Origin of the sequence: Collinsella sp. i06-0019-1H4 (genome assembly GCF_042849575.1) — a bacterium.
GTDB lineage: Bacteria > Actinomycetota > Coriobacteriia > Coriobacteriales > Coriobacteriaceae > Collinsella.
Genome location: NZ_BAABYB010000001.1, coordinates 499,537 through 518,636, shown reverse-complemented (window position 1 = coordinate 518,636; position 19,100 = coordinate 499,537). Strand labels below are relative to the sequence as shown.

Below are 19,100 nucleotides of genomic sequence, written 5' to 3'. Positions count from 1 at the left end.
ACGCTTTTGAAATACCTTAATTCTATCTAACTATCTAGGTCAGCCATGGCTAACCTTTTGAAAATTAACGATGCGGAGTAACCGATTGTCAATGTGACAAAGGGACTGTCCCTTTGCCCCTTCTTACAACTGCCAGGTAGCTGCTTCCTTTTGCAGCGCCACCATGCGGGCGAATTCTCCACCTGCCGCCTTGAGTTGCGCCGGAGCGCCCTGCTCGGCTACCACGCCATCCTTGAGCACAACGATCTTGTCGGCATTTTCCACCGTGCGCATACGGTGGGCAATCACGATAACCGTCTTGCCTGCAAGCAGGCGGGAGAGCGCCTGCTGCACCACGGTCTCGTTCTCCACATCCAAGCTCGCCGTCGCTTCGTCCAGCAACACGATCGGCGCGTCTTTGAGCAGCGCACGGGCGATGGAGATACGCTGGCGCTCACCACCGGAGAGCTTGGAGCCGTTCTCGCCAATCATAGTGTCATATCCCTGCGGCATGCGGCTTACGAACTCGTCGCAGTTGGTGGCACGCGCGGCGGCAAGCACTTCCTCATCGGTGGCATCGCGACGGCCAAGACGAATGTTTCCCATCACCGTATCGTCAAAGAGCAGCACATCTTGGAACACAATGGCGTAGTCGCGCAGCAGCACCTCGGGATCGACGCTTGCAACATCCACACCGCCCACGGTAACCTTGCCCGCGGTGGCATCCCAAAAGCGCGCGGCCAGGCGGCTCACCGTGGACTTACCGGAGCCCGAAGGACCGACCAGCGCCGTGACCTCGCCCTCCTTGGCGGTAAAGCTCACGTCGGTCAAGACCTTCTCGCCGGCACGGCCGTCCTCGCCCGCACCATAGCTAAATGCCACGTGATCGAACACCACGTCATGGCCCACGGGCTCAAACTTCTCGCTGCCCCGCGCTATGGGCTCCTCCATGATGGAGCGCATGCGCTTGGCCGACGACTCGGCGGCAAACAGCTCGGTCATCAGCATCAGCGCCTGATCAAAGGGCGCATAGATGCGGCTCACCATAAGCAGGAAGGCAAACATCACCAAAAAGTCGACCTGGCCGGAGGCGACCATCGCGGCGCCCGTGACCAACGTAGTGGCAATCCCCAGGCGCAGGATGGCAAAAGCGGAATTGACCAAAAGCCCGCTAGCGAGCTCGCCTGTGGTGGTCTCGCGCTCCTCGGCGTCGATGACGGCATTGAGTCCCTCGAGATAATGGGCCTCCTGGTTGGTAGCGCGAATCTCGCGCACACAGTCGAGTGTCTCCTGGATGGCCTCGGTGACCTTGACCTTCTCGGCACGCACGCGGTCGAACACCGGGGCCATGGGGCCGCGCGTTAGATACAGCACGGCAAAGGCCACGGGCACGCTCCAGAACGCCGCTATCGCCAGCTGCCAGCAAAAGAACAGCGATGATATGAACACGATGGCGCTTGCGATGATGGCGCCCCAGAGCTCTCCCAGCACATGACTGTAAGCATGCTCCATGGTCTGAACGTCGCCCATGATGGTCTCGGTCAAATCGGCCAGATCACGACGACCAAAAAACGACAGCGGCAGTTTGCGCAAGCGCTCGGCGATCTCCATGCGCTGTTTGCCGCACTCCTCGTAAAAGATGCAGTACGTGTAATAGTACTGCTGCCAATTAGAGGCAAAGAGCAGCGCAAAAAAGATAACAAGACCACCCACAATGGGCAGTGCGCCCGGCAGATCGGCCCCGCTGGCAAGATGCTCGACAAAACCGGCCATGACCAGGAACAATAAGCCCATGCCGGCCATGGTAATGAGATTGGTGAGCGTGGTCCAGAAAATGCCGCGTTTTACGCCGGCGACGCCTTTATCGGATAGGAAATACTTCTTTTGGAATGAGGCGAACATTTAGGCCTCGCCTCCCTTCGTGACGGCGGCATCCGCGGTCGCTGCAGTGATTTTCCAGCTCGCGGCCTGTTCGTATTCAGCCCACATCTTGGCGTATAGACCCTTTTGGGACAGCAGCTCGGCATGGGTGCCGGCCTCCTGCACGCTACCTTGGTTGAGCACCACGATCTTGTCGGCCCCCACCACGGTCGAAAGCCGGTGCGCGATCATAATGACCGTGCGACCCGCCGCCAGCTTGCTAAAGGCGCGCTGGATGAGCGCCTCGTTCTCGGGGTCGGCAAACGCCGTGGCCTCATCGAGCACCACGATAGGCGCGTCTTTAAGGATCGCGCGGGCGAGTGCCACGCGCTGGACCTCGCCGCCCGAAAGATATGCTCCGCCGGGGCCGAGCATGGTATTGATGCCCTGTGGAAGCTTGGCCACGATATCGTCGCACTGGGCCGCGGAGAGGGCCGCGCGCACTTCGTCGTCAGTGGCCGTGGGCTTGGAGGCGCGCACGTTGTCGGCAAGTGTTTGTCGGAACAGCTGGTTGGTCTGAAACACGAAGGCAACCTGGTCCATAAGCTCGTGGGGATCCATGTCGCGAACGTCTACGCCGCCTACGAGCACGCGACCCGCGGAAACATCCCAAAAACGCGGGATCAGGCTTGCGCAGGTTGACTTACCGCCGCCCGAGGGACCAACCAACGCAAGGGTGCTACCTGCGGGAACGCTAAAGCTCACATGATCGACGGCAGGCGCTTCGGCACCCTCGTAGGTAAAGCTCACGTCCTCAAAGCGCACATCGCTACCAACAGGATGCTTGGGCTGGGCAGGCACGGAGAGCTGCTTGGAATCCATAACGCTTCGGATACGCGTCAGCGAATCGGCACTCATCTGAGACGCCTCGCCCACAAACATAAGCTTGGTCATGGCCGTCGGCACCACGGCCGAAAAGATCGCGTAAAACGTGAAGTTGGTCATAAAGCGTGCAAAGTCCGTCTCGCCCGGCACCAACAGCAACGCCACGGGCAAAAGGAATGCCACAAGACCATTGAGCGCGGTAAGGTTGAGCACCTGTGGACCTCGGCAGAACGTGCCCTCATAGCTTTGCGCCATGTCGGCGTATTCGGCGATCGCATCGTGGAAGGCCTTAAAGGAGTAGACCGTCTGCTGGAATACCTTGACCACGGGGATACCGCGTACGTATTCGGTGCCGGTCTTGTTCATCTTGACCAGCGCGCCCATGTAGGCCTTCATAAACTCGCCGCCCTTGCCGCCCATCATGGCGGCCATGGCGCCAAGCGAAACGACGACCGAGATAAGGCATGCCGCGCCCAAGCGCCAATCGAGGGCGAAAAGCAGCACGAGCAGACCTGCGACCATGGCGGTGGCGCCGGCGATATCGGGCAGCATGTGCGCGAGCAGTGTCTCGGTTGAGGCGGCGCATCCGTCTACGATACGGCGCAGCTCACCGGTGGCGTGCGTGTCAAAGTAGCCGAGCGGCAGCTTAAGCAGATGCTCGCTCGTAGCCTTGCGGATATTGGACGCGCAACGAAACGCGGATAGGTGTGTGCACATGAGCCCCACGAAATAAATCACGATGCTCACCAGGGCAAAACCGACGGCCCACCAACCATACATCGCGATATCGCAGGCTTCGCTCCAGTTAGGTGCCACGGCGATCAGATCGCGCGCGACAAGCCAAATGCACACGTACGGGCCAAAGCTCAGCAGCTGCGAGAGCGCCGAGAGGGCCATGCCCAAATATGTTAGGAATTTACGGTCGCCGGCATATGCAAGCAGCTCGCCGATACCGCCGCCTTCCTTTTTTGATCCCTTTGCCATGAGATTCCTTTCTAACGGCTTGAGAGTTAACCGTAATGAACTTATCATTGATGTGTTAGCCATGGCTCACAATCGAGCCAGGCGTGGACGTTTCTGCAAAGGAAAGGGACGCTTTTGCAAATACGGCGGGCAGCGACCGACATAACCGAGCTCTACGCACCGCAGTTTGAGCAGTTTGGCCTGGAGCTTACCGGCAAGGGCGCCGTCTTTACCGGCGAGGTGGCAAACGATCGGGCGCACGGACGCGCATGGATCATGCCTCTCTCCCCCGCCTGCATCGTTATGGAGCATTTCATTACCCCGATGCACGATATGTACCTGGCCGAATACACACCCGAACCGTACGCCTGCGTGAGCGAGGTCAGCGCGCCCACACTTATATGCATGCCCGAGGCTGGCATAACGCCTGCGAACCTTAAACCCTTGCATGGACCGTGGCCGAACAGCGCGGTGTGCAGCTTTATCCAAGATAGCTGCGGCGAGGAACTAAGTCCGCTGTTTGCAGGGCAGCTTTATCACTCGCGCTCGGTGCTCTTTTTGCCCGGGTATTTTGACGAGCTGGAGCATCGGTATCCCACTGAGTTCGCGGGAGTCTTTGAGGCGTTTGCCGAGTCGTGGCACGAGGAGGCGACGTCTGCCATCTGCCACACGCTGCGCCGGATTAACGAGGACCGCGCCCGCACCGTAGGCGGACACGTCTATATGCAAGGCATCGTGGAGACCATGGTCGCGGAGCTCGCCTGTTCGCGCGCGGCCCACAAGCAGGCGCGGCGGGCGGCAGACACACGCGCCAGCATAACCATTGCCGAAGAAGCAACGGCAATGATTGAGCGCGCGCTCGACAAAGGCAGACGTGTGGGTATCAACGAGGTAGCCGAGAGGCTCTACACAAGCCGCTCCAAGCTATGCGCCACCTTTAAGGCCCAAACCGGCGAGTCCCTGGGTGCCTACATTCGCAGACGCCGTATGGAGCGAGCACAGGACCTTTTGGCCGATAGCTCGCTCACGATAGCGCAGGTCGCAGAGCGTCTAGGCTACCCTCAGCAGGCCGCCTTCGCCCAAGCCTTCAAGCAACACACCGGCACCACCCCCACCACCTGGCGCTCCCAACATCAATAAAAAGACGGCAAAGGGACAGCCCCATGAGTTCCACACGCAATGTGACAAAGGGACTGTCCTTTTGTCACATTTACAAAAATGGGCGCGCCAACGGCGCGCCCATTCACTCTATTCAATTCAGCCCGTCTGACCCGAACGGCCGAGTCGTCTGGCCGGGGAAGCCCCGAGTCGCCGGGGTGTTTGCTCCAAATGAGTTCCGCATGCAAAGAAGGCCACTAAATGTGGCCTTCGTCTTGCATAGGACTGTTTGAAATTTGGAGGAAATACCCCGGCGACTCGGGGCTTCCCCGGCCTCGCAGCTACGAGAGCGACGTTCTCAGCAACTCGTTGAAGAGCTTCGGGTTGCCCTTGCCGCGGCTCGCCTTCATGCACTGGCCCACCAAAAAGCCGATGACCTTCTGGTTGCCATCACGATACTGCTGTGCCTGATCGGCACAGTTTGCCAGCACCTCGTCCACGATCGGCTGCAGCGCGCCGGCATCGCTCACCTGACGCATACCGCGCTCGTCGACGATCTTATTGGGGTCGTCGCCGGTCTGGGCCATGGCCTCAAAGACCTCGTGCGCCTGATTGGAGCTGATGGCATCGGTCGCCAGCAGCTTGGCAAGGGCTGCCACCTGAGCCGGCGCGATGCCGGACTCGGCGAGCGACACACCCGCGCCCTTAAGGTAGGCGATCATCTCGTTCACCAGCAAGTTTGCGACCGTCTGGGCCTCCTTGCCAGCCATGCCGGCAGCGGCGGCCTCAAAGAACTCGGCAAACTCGGGGTCGCCGGCAATCTGCTCGGCGTCTGCCGCCTTAATGCCAAAGTCGGCCTCAAAACGGGCGCGCTTGGCATCGGGCAGCTCGGGAATCTCGCCACGGCAGCGATCGATAAACTCGTCGTCCAGATCGAACGGCGCCAAGTCGGGATCGGGGAACAGACGATAGTCGTCGGCCGTCTCCTTCACACGCATGACCACGGTTCGCTTGCGACTGGGCTCCCAGTGGCGGGTCTCCTGATAGATGATGCCGCCCTCCTCGAGCACCTCGGCCTGGCGGCAGATCTCGTAGGCAAGGCCATCGTGCAGGCTCTTAAACGAGTTGAGGTTCTTGAGCTCGGTCTTGGTGCCCAGCTTGGTCTCGCCGCGGCGACGCAGCGACACGTTGCCGTCGCAGCGCATGGAGCCCTTCTCCATGGAGCAATCGGAAATGCCCAGCGTCACAAAAATGCGACGGAGCTTCTCCATAAACAGGCGCGCTTCCTCGGGCGTGCGCAGGTCGGGTTCGGTGACGAGCTCGATGAGCGGCGTGCCGCAGCGGTTGTAGTCGACGAGCGACTCGGCCGCGGCGGTAATGCGGCCCTCGGCACCGCCCACGTGGACCATCTTGGCGGCGTCCTCCTCCATATGGATGCGCAGGATGCGGATGGGCACCGTGTAGGAACCGTCCTCGCGACGCTCGGGCATCTGCAGGCTGGACGCGTCATAGCTGGCCAGATGGCCGGCGCGCTGGTTGCCCTCGCGCATGGTCGACGTCATGGACGTGGACAGACCCTCGGCGTTGGCCGAGGCGCTCGCCAGGCTCTGGGCCTCGGCCTCGCCAAACGCGCAGTCGGGGCGCTCGGCGGCACCGCGACCGGTCACGTCCAGGTCCAGGTGGCCGTACATGGCAAAGGCGACCGGACCCTGCGTGGTCTGGAAGTTCTTGGCCATATCGGGATAGAAGTAGTGCTTTCGGTAGAACATCGAGTGGCGCTGGATCTCGCAGTTGGTAGCGAGACCGGCCTTGACGATGCTCTCGATGGCGCGCTTGTTGGGCACTGGCAGCGCGCCGGGCAGGCCCAGGCACACCGGGCACACGTTGGCGTTAGGCTCGTCATCGTGGCTGAGCTTGCAGTTGCAGAACATCTTGGTATCGAGTGCGGTGAGCTCTGTATGGATCTCTAGGCCGATCACGGCCTCCCAATCCTGCAGGACCTCGGAAAGCTCCTTCATTACAGCTCGCCTCCCTTCCCGGCGAAATCGGGCGCGACGGAAAGCGCGGGCGCACCCGTGGCGGCATCGGCAAAGCCGCGCTCCAGGGCGCGGGCAAACGTGAGCAGCTGACGGTCCTTGAAGGCCGGACCAACCAGCTGGGCAGAAACGGGCAGCTGAGTATCCTCGCCCAGGCCCAGCGGCACCGAGATGCCACCGTTGCCGCAGATGTTGAGCGAGATGGTGTACAGGTCGGAGAGGTACATCTGCGTGGGGTCGCTGATCTCGCCAAACTTAAAGGCCGTGCGCGGCGAGGCGGGCATGAGGATGGTGTCCACCTTGGCATACGCGGCGTCATAGTCCTGCGTGATGAGCGTGCGGGCCTTCTGCGCAGCGTAGTAGTACTTGTCGTACACGCCCGAGCTCAGCAGGTAGGCACCGAGCATCTGGCGGCGCTTGGCCTCGGCACCAAAGCCGTGGGCGCGCGAAAGCGAACTCTGGTCGGACAGGTTGGCGCAGCCCTCCTCCTGATAGCCGTAGCGAATGCCGTCGAAGCGAGCCAGGTTGGAGAACGCCTCGGCCGGGCCGATGACGTAGTAGGCGGCGATGGCGGCGTCCAGGTGCGGCAGGTCGACCTCCACGAGCTCGGCACCCTGGTTCTGCAGCTCCTGGGCGGCGCGCTGAACAGCGGCTTTAACCTCGGGCGTCAGGCCCTCGGCCTCCATAAACGCAGGGATAATGCCCACGCGCTTGCCCTCGATGCTGTCGTTGAGATGCTCGGTAAAGTCGACGGCGCAATCCTGGCTGGTGCAGTCGTACGGATCATGGCCCGCGCCGGTAAGCGCGTTCATGGCCAGCGCGACATCCTCGACCGTGCGGCCAAAGGGGCCCACCTGGTCGAGCGACGAGCCAAAGGCAACCACGCCGTAACGGCTCACGGCGCCATACGTGGGCTTAAAGCCCACCACGCCGCACAGCGACGCCGGCTGGCGAATGGAGCCGCCGGTGTCCGAGCCCAGCGAGAGCGCGACCTCGCCCGCGGCGACGGCGGCAGCGGAGCCGCCCGAGGAGCCGCCGGGCACGCGCTCGGTATCCCAAGGGTTGTTGGTGCGGTGGAACGCCGAGCTCTCGGTGGAGCTGCCAAAGGCGAACTCGTCCATGTTGGCCTTGCCCATGGGCAGGCAGCCGGCGTCGAGCATGCGCTGGACGCAGGTGGCGGTGTAGACGCTCTGGTAGTCCCCGAGCATGCGGGAAGCGCAGGTGGTGCGCGTGCCCACGAGGTTCATGTTGTCCTTAATGGCCAGCGGCACGCCCGCGAGCGGGGGCAGCGGCTTGCCTGCGGCACGGTCGGCATCCACGCGCGCGGCGGCCTCGAGCGCAAGCTCGGGCGCCACCTGCAGGAATGCCTGGACCCCGCCCTCGCGCGCCTCGATGGCGGCAAGGGAGGCCTGGGCCACCTCGGTAGCGGTAAAGTCGCCGGCGGCAACGCCCGCGGCGATCTGGGCGGCGGTAAGGGAATCGAAGCTCTGCGCCATTACTCGCTCTCCCCCTCTCCCAAAATGGACGGCACGCGGAAGTAGCGGTCGCGCGCGCTGCCGGCGTTTTCGAGCGCGACGTCGAGCGGCAGATCGCGCTCGGGCTCGCGCAGGTCGTCGCCCATCACGTTGGACAGGCTTCCGATGGGATGGAACGTGGGCTCCACGTCGGGCAAGTCATATTGCAAGACGGGCTCGAGCATCTGGACGGCGTCGTTCATGTAGGACGTCATCTGGGTGAGCTCGTCATCGGTCAGTGCGATTTTTGCGTACTCGGCGATGCCGCGCACGTCTTTCTCGCTGAGTGCCATAGGCGCTCCCTTCCGCATAACAGATAAACCGCTCTAGTATACAAGGCAACGCCGCTTGGAGCAGGCGCTTTACCCAAATGCAGCGAAAACGTAACGAGGGCGGCGGTTGGCAGGCGGCGGGCTGGCGGTTCTGCAGCGAAACCGCACCGTCCATAGCGAAAACCATCTCGTCCACAACGAAAACCATCACAACATTCGACGCTTTTCGCCAAAATCGAGATTTTCATCGAATGTTGTGATGGTTTGAAAGCCACGAGCACCACAAAAGTGCCTGTCCCCTTTGTGGTGGTTCTGAAGAATGCCTTATGCCGAGGCCTTGGTCTTGCGGCGCTTGCGAACCGCGTGGATCACGATATCCAGCAGCAACAGCACAATGGCTACGACCACGATGAGCACGGCAAACTCGCGCTTGCCCCAGTGGCGGCCGGCCAGCGACTTTTGCTTGTCGACGTCCTTCTTGTTGTACTTGGTGCGCACGCAATGCACCAGCAGGCGATGGTCATTCACGCCGTAAGGGGTGCAGGTGACGAGCGTCACCTTGTCGGCGCCGGGCTCGATGGTCAGTGACTCCATCTCCTCGGGCAGCACCACCTCGGAGTCCACCATCTTGTAGGCGAGCGTCTTGTTCATGGTGTGCAGCAGCACCAGGTCGCCGGGCTCCAGCGAGTGGATGTCGTCGAACATGCTCAGGTTGCGCATGCCCGAGTGCGCGGTGAGCACGCAATGCGTCGAGGTGCCGCCCACCGGCAGGCTCGTGCCCTCCAGGTGGCCGACGCCCGCCATGAGGACTTCTTCGCTCGTGCCGTGGTAGATGGGCATGCTCACGTCGATGGAGGGGATCTCGACCCAGCTCATCATGGGGTCGCGGTCAAAGATGAGCTGCTGAGCGTAGGGCTCGATCTGGTCGGCGGGGAGCTCGGTGGCCTCGCCCGCCAGCTGCTCGTTAAAGGAGCGCGCCTGGAGCAGGATGCGCTCGCGCTCCTCGGCAGACAGCGCGTCCACGGTGCTGGACACCGTGCTGATCTGGTTAAACACGCCCGAGGCCTCGAGCCGGTCCAAGATCCACGGCCAGGTCATAAGGCCCACGCCGATAAGGATGATGACGATGGTGATGAGCCGGTCGGCCCAGCGCGGCAGTCGCTTGCGGCGGCGCTTGGGCTTTGGTTGAGATTTGGGCTGAGGGCTTGAGCCGCCGTTGTCCGCGGCGTTATTGCTCTTCATATGTTTGGCGCCCTGCACCATCGCCGGTCACTCCTCTACAACTCAAGTTGTCTAAACAAATAATAGCCGATTAGCGAGCTTCCGCGGCTGGCAACGCAGCTAGACTGCACCGTTCGGGCCACGTAACCCCACTCAACCAATCAAGCCATATGTTGCTTTCATCGTCTCGAGCAACTGCGCCATCGTTACGCCCGCAACCCCGATCTGTTTCAGATTGACGTCGCCCACCTCGCAATCTTTAACAAACGCAAGCATATCGTCCTTCAGTTCTTCGCCCAGGTCTACACCTTCCGACTCGCCAAGCAGCTGAGCAAGCCTCAGCGCATCGCGTTTATGCTTTTTTACCTTCTTCGAATCAACGTTCTCCCCCGCTTCCCTTCTGGCTTTTAGGTCGAGATACGCCTTCGCTTTGAACGGGACAATGTATTCCGTACCCAGGACCGAAACGCCGTCTACGGTCCGAATTCCCTGAAGGAACAAGCTGTAGTAAGCATCGTCCAACAAAATTGCCGAAAGACTGCTTATGTTTTCATCAACGTGAATTGGCGCCACATCAATCCCCTCACGACCCTTTAGAAAGTCGGGGCACTTCGCGAAGAGTTCGATCATATGGGGGTAACCCGGCCTCTTGGGCTCTGTAAACCGATAAAAACATGAGCCTTTGCCTTCGCCCCAGCCGCAGCGGTAGCCGCCATCACGCACCAAAGTCCATATGGCTTCTGCCGTCTGAGGCAACCGGTCATCGGCGACAATTACCACATCAAAATCGTGAGTCGCCCTGAATGAAAGCCCCGCCTCCGCGAGCAAAATGTCGCATGCCGTGCCGCCGATAAGAGCATACGATCCTGCAGCTTCTTGCATATGCTGCTGAAATTCTTGGAGACCCTCTACAGCGCTTCTTGCCATGGATATTCCTTTCCAAACATGCGATCGACTTCGAGCTGAATTCGCTCATCGTCGATTGCCGCCAAAGATAGCGCAAGCGAAATGTCGTCGACACGGGAGGAGCCGGCAAACACGGGTGCATAGCGCCACACTTGAATCATCGCCGTTTCGTTATCCGGCAACTCCCCGTCTGCGACTTCGAGGTCGCTCAGTTGACGCCATGCACTTCTTAAGACGGCCTTTTGTTCCATGCCCGGTGCAGCGAGCATCGAACGCGCGGCGAGCGCCGTCTCCCCGGCGTCAACAAGATAGTCGATCTGCGGCGTCTTCCTTGCAAAAAAGACCTTCGAGACAGGCGAGGAGAGCTCTGCCATGTGCTCGCTGAGCAAAAGATCAACGGCAACAGGGAACACGACGACACGTCGCTCGCGACGCTCGCGCCTCGCGAGTCCCCTGTCAACAAGCTCGGTTATGGCCTCACTCGCGCGGCTTGCCGAGATCCCAAGCGCACGACAAAGGTCATGGGGGCGATATGGCTCCTGGGCTGCTCCCCAGATTGCGGCAGCCTGTGCGTTGGGTGACATCTTGGTCGCGTGATTGCGAAACCGGGCACCGCCCCTCTCCGTGCAAGCTGTGCCCATAAATGGAAGAAAAGCCTGTCTACCGGGGCAGACAAAGGGAATCCCTTGTGCGACCAATGCTTTGCGCTGACGTGCATCGGCATCAGGAAACGAAACGACAACAGGAGTCTCCGCACGCAAGGCTAGCTGACTATAGACCCTCTTAGCCTCGGGAAGCCCGACACCAGTAGGCAAACTTGCAAGCAAAAACGAAAAACCGTTTGCGTCAACAGCGCGGACCTCAATCGCCCGCAGATGCAGCGGCAAGCGTGCGGATCCAGGCCAAGTTTCGGTCTTGGCGGAGAGGCCTAGTGCTTCTTGTAAGTAGATTAGCGCTTCGTTCATTTCCATTGTTTTCGTTCGATTCCAGTTCTTATTGGAATTATACATAATTATCGGAATTAAAGAGATACCGTTCGTGCCTAAGCCTACATTTGCGTTTTCAAAATGTCCCGAATCGGCTGAGCGATTCGGGATACAATGTCAATAGGAAACGACGCATCCCGCGTAAGTGTACGAGAGCGCGGGCGGCCTAGTTTTCAGTTTTTGTTAAATGCCCGGGATCCGACCCCCGGGCATTCTTATTTGCGCTTTCGGCGCAAATGCCGTCCACCGTCCGCACCGCGCGTGCGCCTACGGACCTTAAACCGAACCTCATGCGAGTCAAGAAACGCGATGACGAACGTGCCCACTGCCGCGAGGGCGGCGAGCGCGTTAAGGAATTTCAGCATTTGGGGACCTCCGATCGAGTCGTCGGCCGCCCGCGTACGGGATGCGTCGCAAGGCCATTTTACTGCGAGTGTATGCACCCACAGCTGGTAAACGCAATAATTGCAAACATCTGTTCGATATTCATATGCTTGATCCATCGGGCAATGGAGCCTGGCTGTGTTACCAAAAAGAACGGGGCAGACTCCAGTGCGGAGTCTGCCCCGAAAAGAGAATGGCAAAGCAAGAACGTCGATGGACGAGAAAAGTGTCCGCAAGTCTCATGGCCATCACATCCCACCTGCCAAAGGGATGGGTGAGCGAGCGTTACTCCTGCTCGGACTCCTCAGCCTGCTTACGGCTGCGGATGAGATGCGCCACGCCGATGCACAGCACCGCGCCACCAGCGATCCAAGTGAAGGTCACGCCGTTGAGGCCGGTCAGCGGGAGGCCGACGGACTTGGTGTTGCCGACGTTGATGGTGATCTCACCGGTGGCGGCGTTGGTGCCGGTGCCATCCGTACCGGTCAGCTTATTGTCTCCGTCATTGCCGTCGAGCTTACCGAAGGCGATGTCGGTGCGGCCCTCGTCGGCCTTGGAAACCGCCGCCGTGAGGCCCGTCACCTTCATGCTCGCGTCATCATACGTCGCGGTGATGGTGAAAGTGAAGGGGTTGGCCTTGGTGTACTTCTCATTGGGAGCCTGGACCTCGGTCACCTTGTAGGAGCCTTCATCGAGACCTTTCACGGCAATCTGGCCATTATCGCCAGACGTGAACTTCACGTAACCGGGAAGGCTGGTGGTGCCGGCAACGGTCACGAGCTGGCCCGCGACGACGCCCGCGGTGGGGTCGTCCTTCGAGGCGATATACTGGCCTTGAGTGTTCGCATCATCGGACTGGATGGTGAAGACGGCGCCCGCAAGGCCCCTCTCGGTGCCCTGGTCGACCTTGTTGAGGTTGAGCTTGAACGCGAAGTCGGCGACGGTATCCTCGATCGTCTCGCCCGTGCCCTCGGCATACGGGTTGTTGGAGTACTCGAGCTTGACGGTGTTGGGGTTACCGCCCTTGTTGCCGTCGGTTGCGTTGCCGATCACGGCGTTGCCGTTGAGCTTGGCCTTGTAAAGGACAACGATCTTGGTGTCGGCGTTCACGTCACTGACGTCCTTGAGGCCCTTCTTGCCGTCTCCGGTCTTAAACTCGACCGTCAGCGTGTTGTTGTTGCTAGCATCAGCATCCGTCACGGTATAATTGCTCGACTTAATCTCGCTGTAAGTCTCGCCGTTCAGCGCGTACACCTTAACCGAGCCTTTGACATAGTCAAGGCCATTGGAAAGCCCGTCGGTGAACTTGTAAGCATACGTGCCAAAGGTAGCGTAGTTGCTGGCGATCGTGCCGGTAAGCTTGTAGTTAACTTCCTGGCCGATCTGGGAATCGGCGACATCATTCCATTTGTTGGAGCCCTTGATGTCGGCGGCATCGGCGGCGTCGGCATCGTCGAGGACCTTCTTCTCGACAGTGGGCACGCCCTTCTTTGGCATAACGGTCTTCGCGTTCACGCCGTCGATCACGGCGTAGACGGGAGAGGTGAACACATCGGTCGACTTGTCAGCAGGCTTACCGGGAGTAGCGGTGAGGAAGAGCCAGTAGCCGGCGCCGAGTCCGGAAAGGGATGCACTGCCCTCGCTCGTCACCTTCCAGGCGGTGCTGCTCTTCAGGCCATCGGCGATTAGACTGAGAACGTTGTCGCTAGCAACCTTCGAATCGGTCCCGGTAACTTCAGATTTGATGCTAAGCCAATCGGCAGCATCCTGTGCGTTCTCGCTATCGTAGGATGTATCCTTTGTCTTGATGGCGTTTACGACAGCAGTTTGGGCTTCGGAGCTGGCCCATTCGATGCTACTCACCGTCGTATTCCCACCGGTCGTCGTGACCTTTGCCTTGAAGATCTGGATACCCTTATAGGTCGTGGACGCAGTGTAATCGGCGTCCTCGAACGTGACGGTCGACCCCGTTCCCTCGGCAAACGCCATGGTCACCGGCGCCATAACTCCGCCGAAGCTCAGCGCTGCTGTGAGGCCGGCGGTTACTGCCAGGCGTGCGATGTTCTTGCTCATGCTCATCTTCTTTTCCTCTGCTTTCTGCTTGAAGTCCGTTTGATCTAAATCTGTCTGTCTGTGCCTTAGCATCTGCTTCGTTATGTCTCGCCCCGCTCTCGGTGGGAGCGACAGCTACTCTTTATGGTTGCCACTTCCCCCCTTGACCAGGAGCGCGGCCAGAATCAGCACGGCTCCGGCGACCGCCACGGCGGCCGCGGCGAACATTGCCATATCTCCTGTCGAGGGCATAAAGCCTCGAGGGGAATCCTTGGTGGGCGTATTAATGAGCGACGCCTCCAGGCTGCCCGTCGACCCGTCCGCGCTGTCGGCGCGCAGGGGCGACTCGGCCGTGATGGTGAGTTTGGGCTTGGCGGCGGCCACCTGGTCGACGTCCAGGCCCTCGGTCTTGACCGTCACGGAGCGCGTGCCCTCAGGGGCGGTGTAGCCCTTGGGCGCCTTGAGCTCGCGGACCTCCAGCTTGCCCGAGTCCACGCCCGAGACGGTCACGCGGCCGTCCTCGCCCGTGGTGACGGTGGCCTTACCTTCCGCATCCCACGTGCCGTCGGCCGCCAGCGTGCGACCGCGGTCGTCGGTGATGCTCAGCACCGCCCCGGGCAGCGGCTTGTCGCCGTCGCTGCCGCGCTTGGTAAGCGCGAGATCCCAGGTGTAGGCGCACGCGTCGTCGCTCGGCGTGCGGGTGAAGCCGGCGTCGCCGGACTGGTCGGCAAGAGGAGAGCGCGGGTAGCGCAGGTAAACCTCGTTGGGGTTGCCCTTCGTGATGCCGTGGTTGCACGCGCTGTTGAGCGGCGCATTGTACACGGCGACCACGCGGGCGCCCGCGGTAAAGGCGTCGGCCCCGCCGAGCGCGGCGATCAGGTCGCCGGTGCGCACGGTGAAGGTCTTGCCGTCGGCCGCTACCTTGGTGGCGCACTGGGCCGTGATGTCGGTCCAGCCCTTCGCGGGCTCGGTGCCGACGCGGCCGTCCTTGCCGGTCGAGACAGCGTCGAAGCCGCCGTCCGCACCCGCCGCCACGTACACATGCATGCTCGCGGCCACCTTGGAGGGGTCGAGCCCCGCGCTCATGGTGTCGACGAACCGCACCGTATAGGTGTCGTAGGCAGTGAGCCCCGCCGGGACCGTGGCCGAGAGGCGCCAGTACAGGTCGTCTGCGACCGTGGCGTCGGCGGCCTTCTGCCAGGCGGCGGTGCTGTCCTCCAGCACGTGCTTGGCCACCCTGGGCGTCGCGGCCTTGGGCTTGACGGTGACGGCGCTGCCGCCGACCAGGACCATGACCGGCGCGGTGCCGGCCTCGTTTTGGGAGATGGCGTCGTCATTGGCGACGATGAGCCAGTAGCCGCAGGGTAGCCCGGCCGTCGTGCCCGCGTTAAGGGCCACGGACACGGCGCCAGAGCTCTGGAGGGAACGAGCGAGCTGTGCGCTCAGCGCGCTCGTGAGGTGGGAATCGGTGTTGAGCCACTCAGCAGCTTCCTGCGCGGTGGTCTGGGAATTGGGCATGCCGGCGCTGTGCAGCACAAGCAGCGCGGCGTCACGCACGGCGTCGCTTGCCCAGGCGAGGTCGGTGGCGATCTTGGCGTCGCTGTCGCCGTCGACGACGTTGGCGCTAAAGATCTGGTAGGCGTCGTAGCTGCGCGCCACGGTACCGCTCACCGTGATGGAACCGGTCGAGGTCGGCGCGGCCTGCGCGGAAGCGGGGAACACGACCGCGCAGGCGCCGATCAGGAGGGCAAGCAGCGCAAACAAGATCGGGAAGGAGCAAACTTTCTTATTCACGACGCTCGCCTCCCTTCGCATTCGCCTTGCGACGAATGTGCATCCAGGCCGCAGCAGCGCAAAGCACCGCCGCGCCGGCAAGGTACGTCAGAGTGACGCCCGACATACCAGAAAGGGGCAAAGAGGTGGAGTAGATATTGGTGAAGGTTGGGGTGGACTCGGGCTTGGTGCCATCGATGGGATTACCGTCGGCGTCAACGATCTTGGTGCAGGCCACATTCGTGGGCTCGATTTTGCCGTTTGTATTGTCCGTCATCGTGACGTCAAATCGATAGACAGACTTGTCATATTTATAGTGCGAGAACAGCGAACCGTCAGTTTTCTCGCGCACATAGTACGTGAAGGTCTTGGAAGCGCCACGGCCCGTGGAGTCGGACGCGAGCTTGTCGAGTTGATTGAGTTCGTACTCGATCGGCTTGAAGCTCCGGGTCTGGGACTTGCCACCGTCGGCAGTGGGGGTAATCTCGCCCTTGGGGTCAGTCGTAACCGTCTCGGCATTATCGAACTTATCGTTATCCGCAAGCTCGAGCGTGAACTCCTTCATCTCGCCACCCCTAACAACCTTAGTCACCTTGGGAGTCCAAGAGCCCTTGGAGGTGTACGGAGTGTACTTGTTGGTGAAAGCTGCACCACTAGTAAGCGCAACGATAACAGCGTTTTCGCCTTCAGCTTCTGTGACGGCTGCTGGTTCTGTTTCTGGCGTTCTTGCGCCAGCGCCGTCATTTTTTACCTTTGTTACCGAAACGCTCTTGACTTTGTAATACGTGTATTTAATGTCAAGCACGTTGTGCGACTTGCCCTCATCCTTCACAACCTCAGGATCAATTTTGTAGATCGTTTTGTCGTAAGTCACGCCCTTGTCCTTGTCCGTGCCCGGAACCTCTACCAAGTAGTAAACAAGATCGTCATCGGCATAAACTTCACCCAGATCAAAGGTGAGATTTCCGTTCTCATCGTTTTTCACCGTATCGACCACCGAGCAGCGATTGAGCTGAAGATCACCATTGGAGTCAAAGCTCGGAATCGTATATGAGATCTCGCCTAGTTCGTTAATAATCTTGTTCTGCCTGAGAAGCTGGAAATCGAAATCATTTCCTTTAAGCTTGCCGCCCTCAAGCACCTTGGTGCCGTTGAGCTTCATCTTGGGGTAAACCTTGACCTCTCGAGTGGAACCGGCGACAACGTCTCCGTTGGTCATGATTCCGCCACCGTGGATATTGGAGCTGTTGCCCGTGATATATAACGTAGCCAGCCCTATAGCAGCATTTTGATCTTCAGCGGACGGTTTGGACTTTAGGCCAATCATGTACTTGGCTTGGGCTCCGTCATACTTACCGATGGTCGCAAGCTGACCGTCAATCGTGCCCGACCAATTTGCAGCACCACCGCCGAGCATCTGGCCCGTTACGGCTGCGATATAGTCAGCGTTATCCGACTTGCGGATAAGGAAGAGGTCCTCATGGCCACGCCTCTTGAAGTCATCAGTAATCTCACCGCCATCAACACTTGAAGGCTGGTCTTCATTCTTACCATTGGTGCCGCCTGATAGATTCTCACCGTTTGCATCGGTGTTTCCGAAAATCGCAATACCATTGGCATCTGTAATCGCCGTCTTGCCGCTCGGGCAGGCCGCGAAGCCACCACCATAGCCCTTGGCCGAGTTTTTGGTAATCAGGGCGTTGGATATCTTGAGACACGCCGAATTAACGCCTTCGGCACTGTTGCCTCCCTGGACAAACACGCCGCCGCCGCCCCAGTCATTGGGGGTATTAGTCGTATTGTTAGTTATGTAGGCTTTCTTGCCGATCACATTAAATTCGCCAACTGTAGGCGCAGCGATACGGATGCCGCCGCCCTCAGAGTTTTGCGCCACATTGCTGGCGATGCTTCCACCAGAGAACGAAAACAAGGAGAGGGCCTGATTCCAAGCGCCAGCATAAATACCGCCACCGGCCTCGGCAGAATAGTTACCGGTGATGTAGCCACCGTTAATTGTGAGACTGCCGTTATTGAAGGCAGCAATACCACCACCGCCGTGACATCCGTTGCCGATATGCTTCGTAGAGCCTTCATTGTCGCTGTAGAACTGATAGTTGTTGTTGGTAATGTAACCACCTGAAATGACTACTGTTGAACCAACGGCACAAACACCGGCGCCGTAGCCTGATCGATCTTTGAACGTACCGTTACCGGAAATCGTGCCGCCGGTCATATTAATTGTGGATCCGTTAGCGTACACGCCGCCGCCATTGGAGGCATAGTTGCCTGCAATTACGCCACCGGTCAAATTGAGGGTCGAAGCGCCGCCATTCGCGTTGGACACCATAATGCCCGCGCCGGCACCCGAAGTTCCCGTAGAGGCACCACAAACGTATCCACCGCTCATGTTGACGGTAGAGCCGTTCTCGGCATAGATGAGGTTGCCGATACGGTCATCCTTCTTTTGTGTGAGTACGCCACTTTCAAAATTGAAGTTGCCGCCATTATAAAGGTTGACGAGCTTTAAACCAGTAGCGTCGGCGTTACCGCACGCCACGATGGCGCCCTTGATATCAGCCTTATACCCTTTAAGGGTCTCGGTTGTACCGGTTCCCTTTGCGACCGATTCGGTTACGTAGTAGGTAAGCTTGGTCGGGATGCTGGAACCGTCGTATTCCATTGAAGCGAGATTGCCGTTATTTACTCCATTAACCATGGTCTCTGTCGGGGCAGCTTGCTGGCTGTCCTTGACGGTCAACGTTGCTCCAGCGGTGATATTGAAGAGAGGCTGATTGGGACTCTCATGCTTAATCTTGCAGCCATTTAGATCCAACGTGATAATACTGCCGCTTTTATTGAGCTGAATTGTCTCGCTGGTAACAATATCTTTCGTAAGCTTAAAGTTGGCAGCGTCGCTCGCCTTCTCCAGCTCAGTTTTCAGCTTTTCCGCACTATCTATCTCACCGGATGCCGCTTCGGCCTGCTCGCCTTCCGCGACCGCCATTGCAGCATTGTCATCCGACGACTTGCCGTCTTCACCCAGTAGCTCGTCCTCAGGCTGATCCTCAACCTGATTCTGCTCAAGGCCATTTGAAGGATCGGTCTCGCCATTCTCGGCATCATCACTATTCTGGTTCTCGGCATCCCCGTTAGTGGTGTTGTCTACAACAG

Annotated in this window: 12 protein-coding genes; 1 reads left to right on the top strand and 11 read right to left on the bottom strand. The window is 59.8% G+C overall.

Going from position 1 to position 19,100, the window contains the following annotated elements; translation table 11 throughout:
- Positions 1-123 precede the first annotated feature (123 nt).
- Positions 124-1,881, bottom strand: a complete 1,758-nt coding sequence (locus tag ACGHEN_RS02120; protein WP_390397036.1) for an ABC transporter ATP-binding protein — start codon at positions 1,879-1,881, stop codon at positions 124-126.
- Positions 1,882-3,708 (bottom strand): ABC transporter ATP-binding protein, encoded by a 1,827-nt coding sequence (locus ACGHEN_RS02115; RefSeq protein WP_390397033.1) that lies wholly within the window; start codon positions 3,706-3,708, stop codon positions 1,882-1,884.
- Positions 3,709-3,822: 114 nt separating this feature from the next.
- On the opposite strand from ACGHEN_RS02115, the gene ACGHEN_RS02110 reads away from it, so the two are divergent.
- The gene (locus ACGHEN_RS02110) at positions 3,823-4,827 is read left to right on the top strand and encodes an AraC family transcriptional regulator (protein ID WP_118270464.1); all 1,005 of its coding nucleotides are present in this window, start codon (positions 3,823-3,825) and stop codon (positions 4,825-4,827) included.
- 299 nt (positions 4,828-5,126) lie between these two features.
- Here the strand turns inward: ACGHEN_RS02110 and gatB are convergent, their stop codons facing one another.
- From gatB to ACGHEN_RS02065, 9 genes are all read right to left on the bottom strand, one after another.
- On the bottom strand, positions 5,127-6,803 hold the full coding sequence (gatB, locus tag ACGHEN_RS02105; protein WP_271736870.1) for an Asp-tRNA(Asn)/Glu-tRNA(Gln) amidotransferase subunit GatB: 1,677 nt from the start codon (positions 6,801-6,803) through the stop codon (positions 5,127-5,129).
- Positions 6,803-8,317: an Asp-tRNA(Asn)/Glu-tRNA(Gln) amidotransferase subunit GatA gene (gene gatA / locus ACGHEN_RS02100; protein ID WP_373574619.1), complete on the bottom strand. Its 1,515-nt coding sequence runs from the start codon at positions 8,315-8,317 to the stop codon at positions 6,803-6,805. The genes gatB and gatA overlap by 1 nt, the downstream gene beginning before the upstream one ends.
- Complete coding sequence (gene gatC / locus ACGHEN_RS02095; RefSeq protein WP_055250987.1) at positions 8,317-8,628, bottom strand: Asp-tRNA(Asn)/Glu-tRNA(Gln) amidotransferase subunit GatC; 312 nt, start codon at positions 8,626-8,628, stop codon at positions 8,317-8,319. The genes gatA and gatC overlap by 1 nt, the downstream gene beginning before the upstream one ends.
- A 303-nt stretch (positions 8,629-8,931) precedes the next feature.
- Complete coding sequence (locus ACGHEN_RS02090) at positions 8,932-9,849, bottom strand: class C sortase (protein WP_390397027.1); 918 nt, start codon at positions 9,847-9,849, stop codon at positions 8,932-8,934.
- 132 nt (positions 9,850-9,981) lie between these two features.
- A complete protein-coding gene (locus tag ACGHEN_RS02085; protein ID WP_390397024.1) occupies positions 9,982-10,755 on the bottom strand; it encodes a hypothetical protein in 774 nt (257 codons plus the stop codon).
- Complete coding sequence (locus ACGHEN_RS02080) at positions 10,737-11,705, bottom strand: MarR family transcriptional regulator (protein ID WP_390397022.1); 969 nt, start codon at positions 11,703-11,705, stop codon at positions 10,737-10,739. The genes ACGHEN_RS02085 and ACGHEN_RS02080 overlap by 19 nt, the downstream gene beginning before the upstream one ends.
- 684 nt (positions 11,706-12,389) lie before the next feature.
- A complete protein-coding gene (locus ACGHEN_RS02075; protein WP_225093227.1) occupies positions 12,390-14,177 on the bottom strand; it encodes an isopeptide-forming domain-containing fimbrial protein in 1,788 nt (595 codons plus the stop codon).
- 114 nt (positions 14,178-14,291) lie between these two features.
- Positions 14,292-15,950, bottom strand: a complete 1,659-nt coding sequence (locus tag ACGHEN_RS02070) for a SpaA isopeptide-forming pilin-related protein (protein ID WP_390397019.1) — start codon at positions 15,948-15,950, stop codon at positions 14,292-14,294.
- Positions 15,943-18,933 (bottom strand): Spy0128 family protein, encoded by a 2,991-nt coding sequence (locus ACGHEN_RS02065; protein WP_390397016.1) that lies wholly within the window; start codon positions 18,931-18,933, stop codon positions 15,943-15,945. The genes ACGHEN_RS02070 and ACGHEN_RS02065 overlap by 8 nt, the downstream gene beginning before the upstream one ends.
- Between the last annotated feature and the right edge of the window lie 167 nt (positions 18,934-19,100).

What these genes read in the sequence shown, in the direction of transcription:
- ACGHEN_RS02120 (WP_390397036.1), bottom strand. Translation starts at nt 1,881, where the DNA reads ATGTTCGCCTCATTCCAAAAGAAGTATTTCCTATCCGATAAAGGCGTC.
- ACGHEN_RS02115 (WP_390397033.1), bottom strand. Translation starts at nt 3,708, where the DNA reads ATGGCAAAGGGATCAAAAAAGGAAGGCGGCGGTATCGGCGAGCTGCTT.
- gatB (WP_271736870.1), bottom strand. Translation starts at nt 6,803, where the DNA reads ATGAAGGAGCTTTCCGAGGTCCTGCAGGATTGGGAGGCCGTGATCGGC.
- gatA (WP_373574619.1), bottom strand. Translation starts at nt 8,317, where the DNA reads ATGGCGCAGAGCTTCGATTCCCTTACCGCCGCCCAGATCGCCGCGGGC.
- gatC (WP_055250987.1), bottom strand. Translation starts at nt 8,628, where the DNA reads ATGGCACTCAGCGAGAAAGACGTGCGCGGCATCGCCGAGTACGCAAAA.
- ACGHEN_RS02090 (WP_390397027.1), bottom strand. Translation starts at nt 9,849, where the DNA reads ATGAAGAGCAATAACGCCGCGGACAACGGCGGCTCAAGCCCTCAGCCC.
- ACGHEN_RS02085 (WP_390397024.1), bottom strand. Translation starts at nt 10,755, where the DNA reads ATGGCAAGAAGCGCTGTAGAGGGTCTCCAAGAATTTCAGCAGCATATG.
- ACGHEN_RS02080 (WP_390397022.1), bottom strand. Translation starts at nt 11,705, where the DNA reads ATGGAAATGAACGAAGCGCTAATCTACTTACAAGAAGCACTAGGCCTC.
- ACGHEN_RS02075 (WP_225093227.1), bottom strand. Translation starts at nt 14,177, where the DNA reads ATGAGCAAGAACATCGCACGCCTGGCAGTAACCGCCGGCCTCACAGCA.
- ACGHEN_RS02065 (WP_390397016.1), bottom strand. Translation starts at nt 18,933, where the DNA reads ATGGCGGTCGCGGAAGGCGAGCAGGCCGAAGCGGCATCCGGTGAGATA.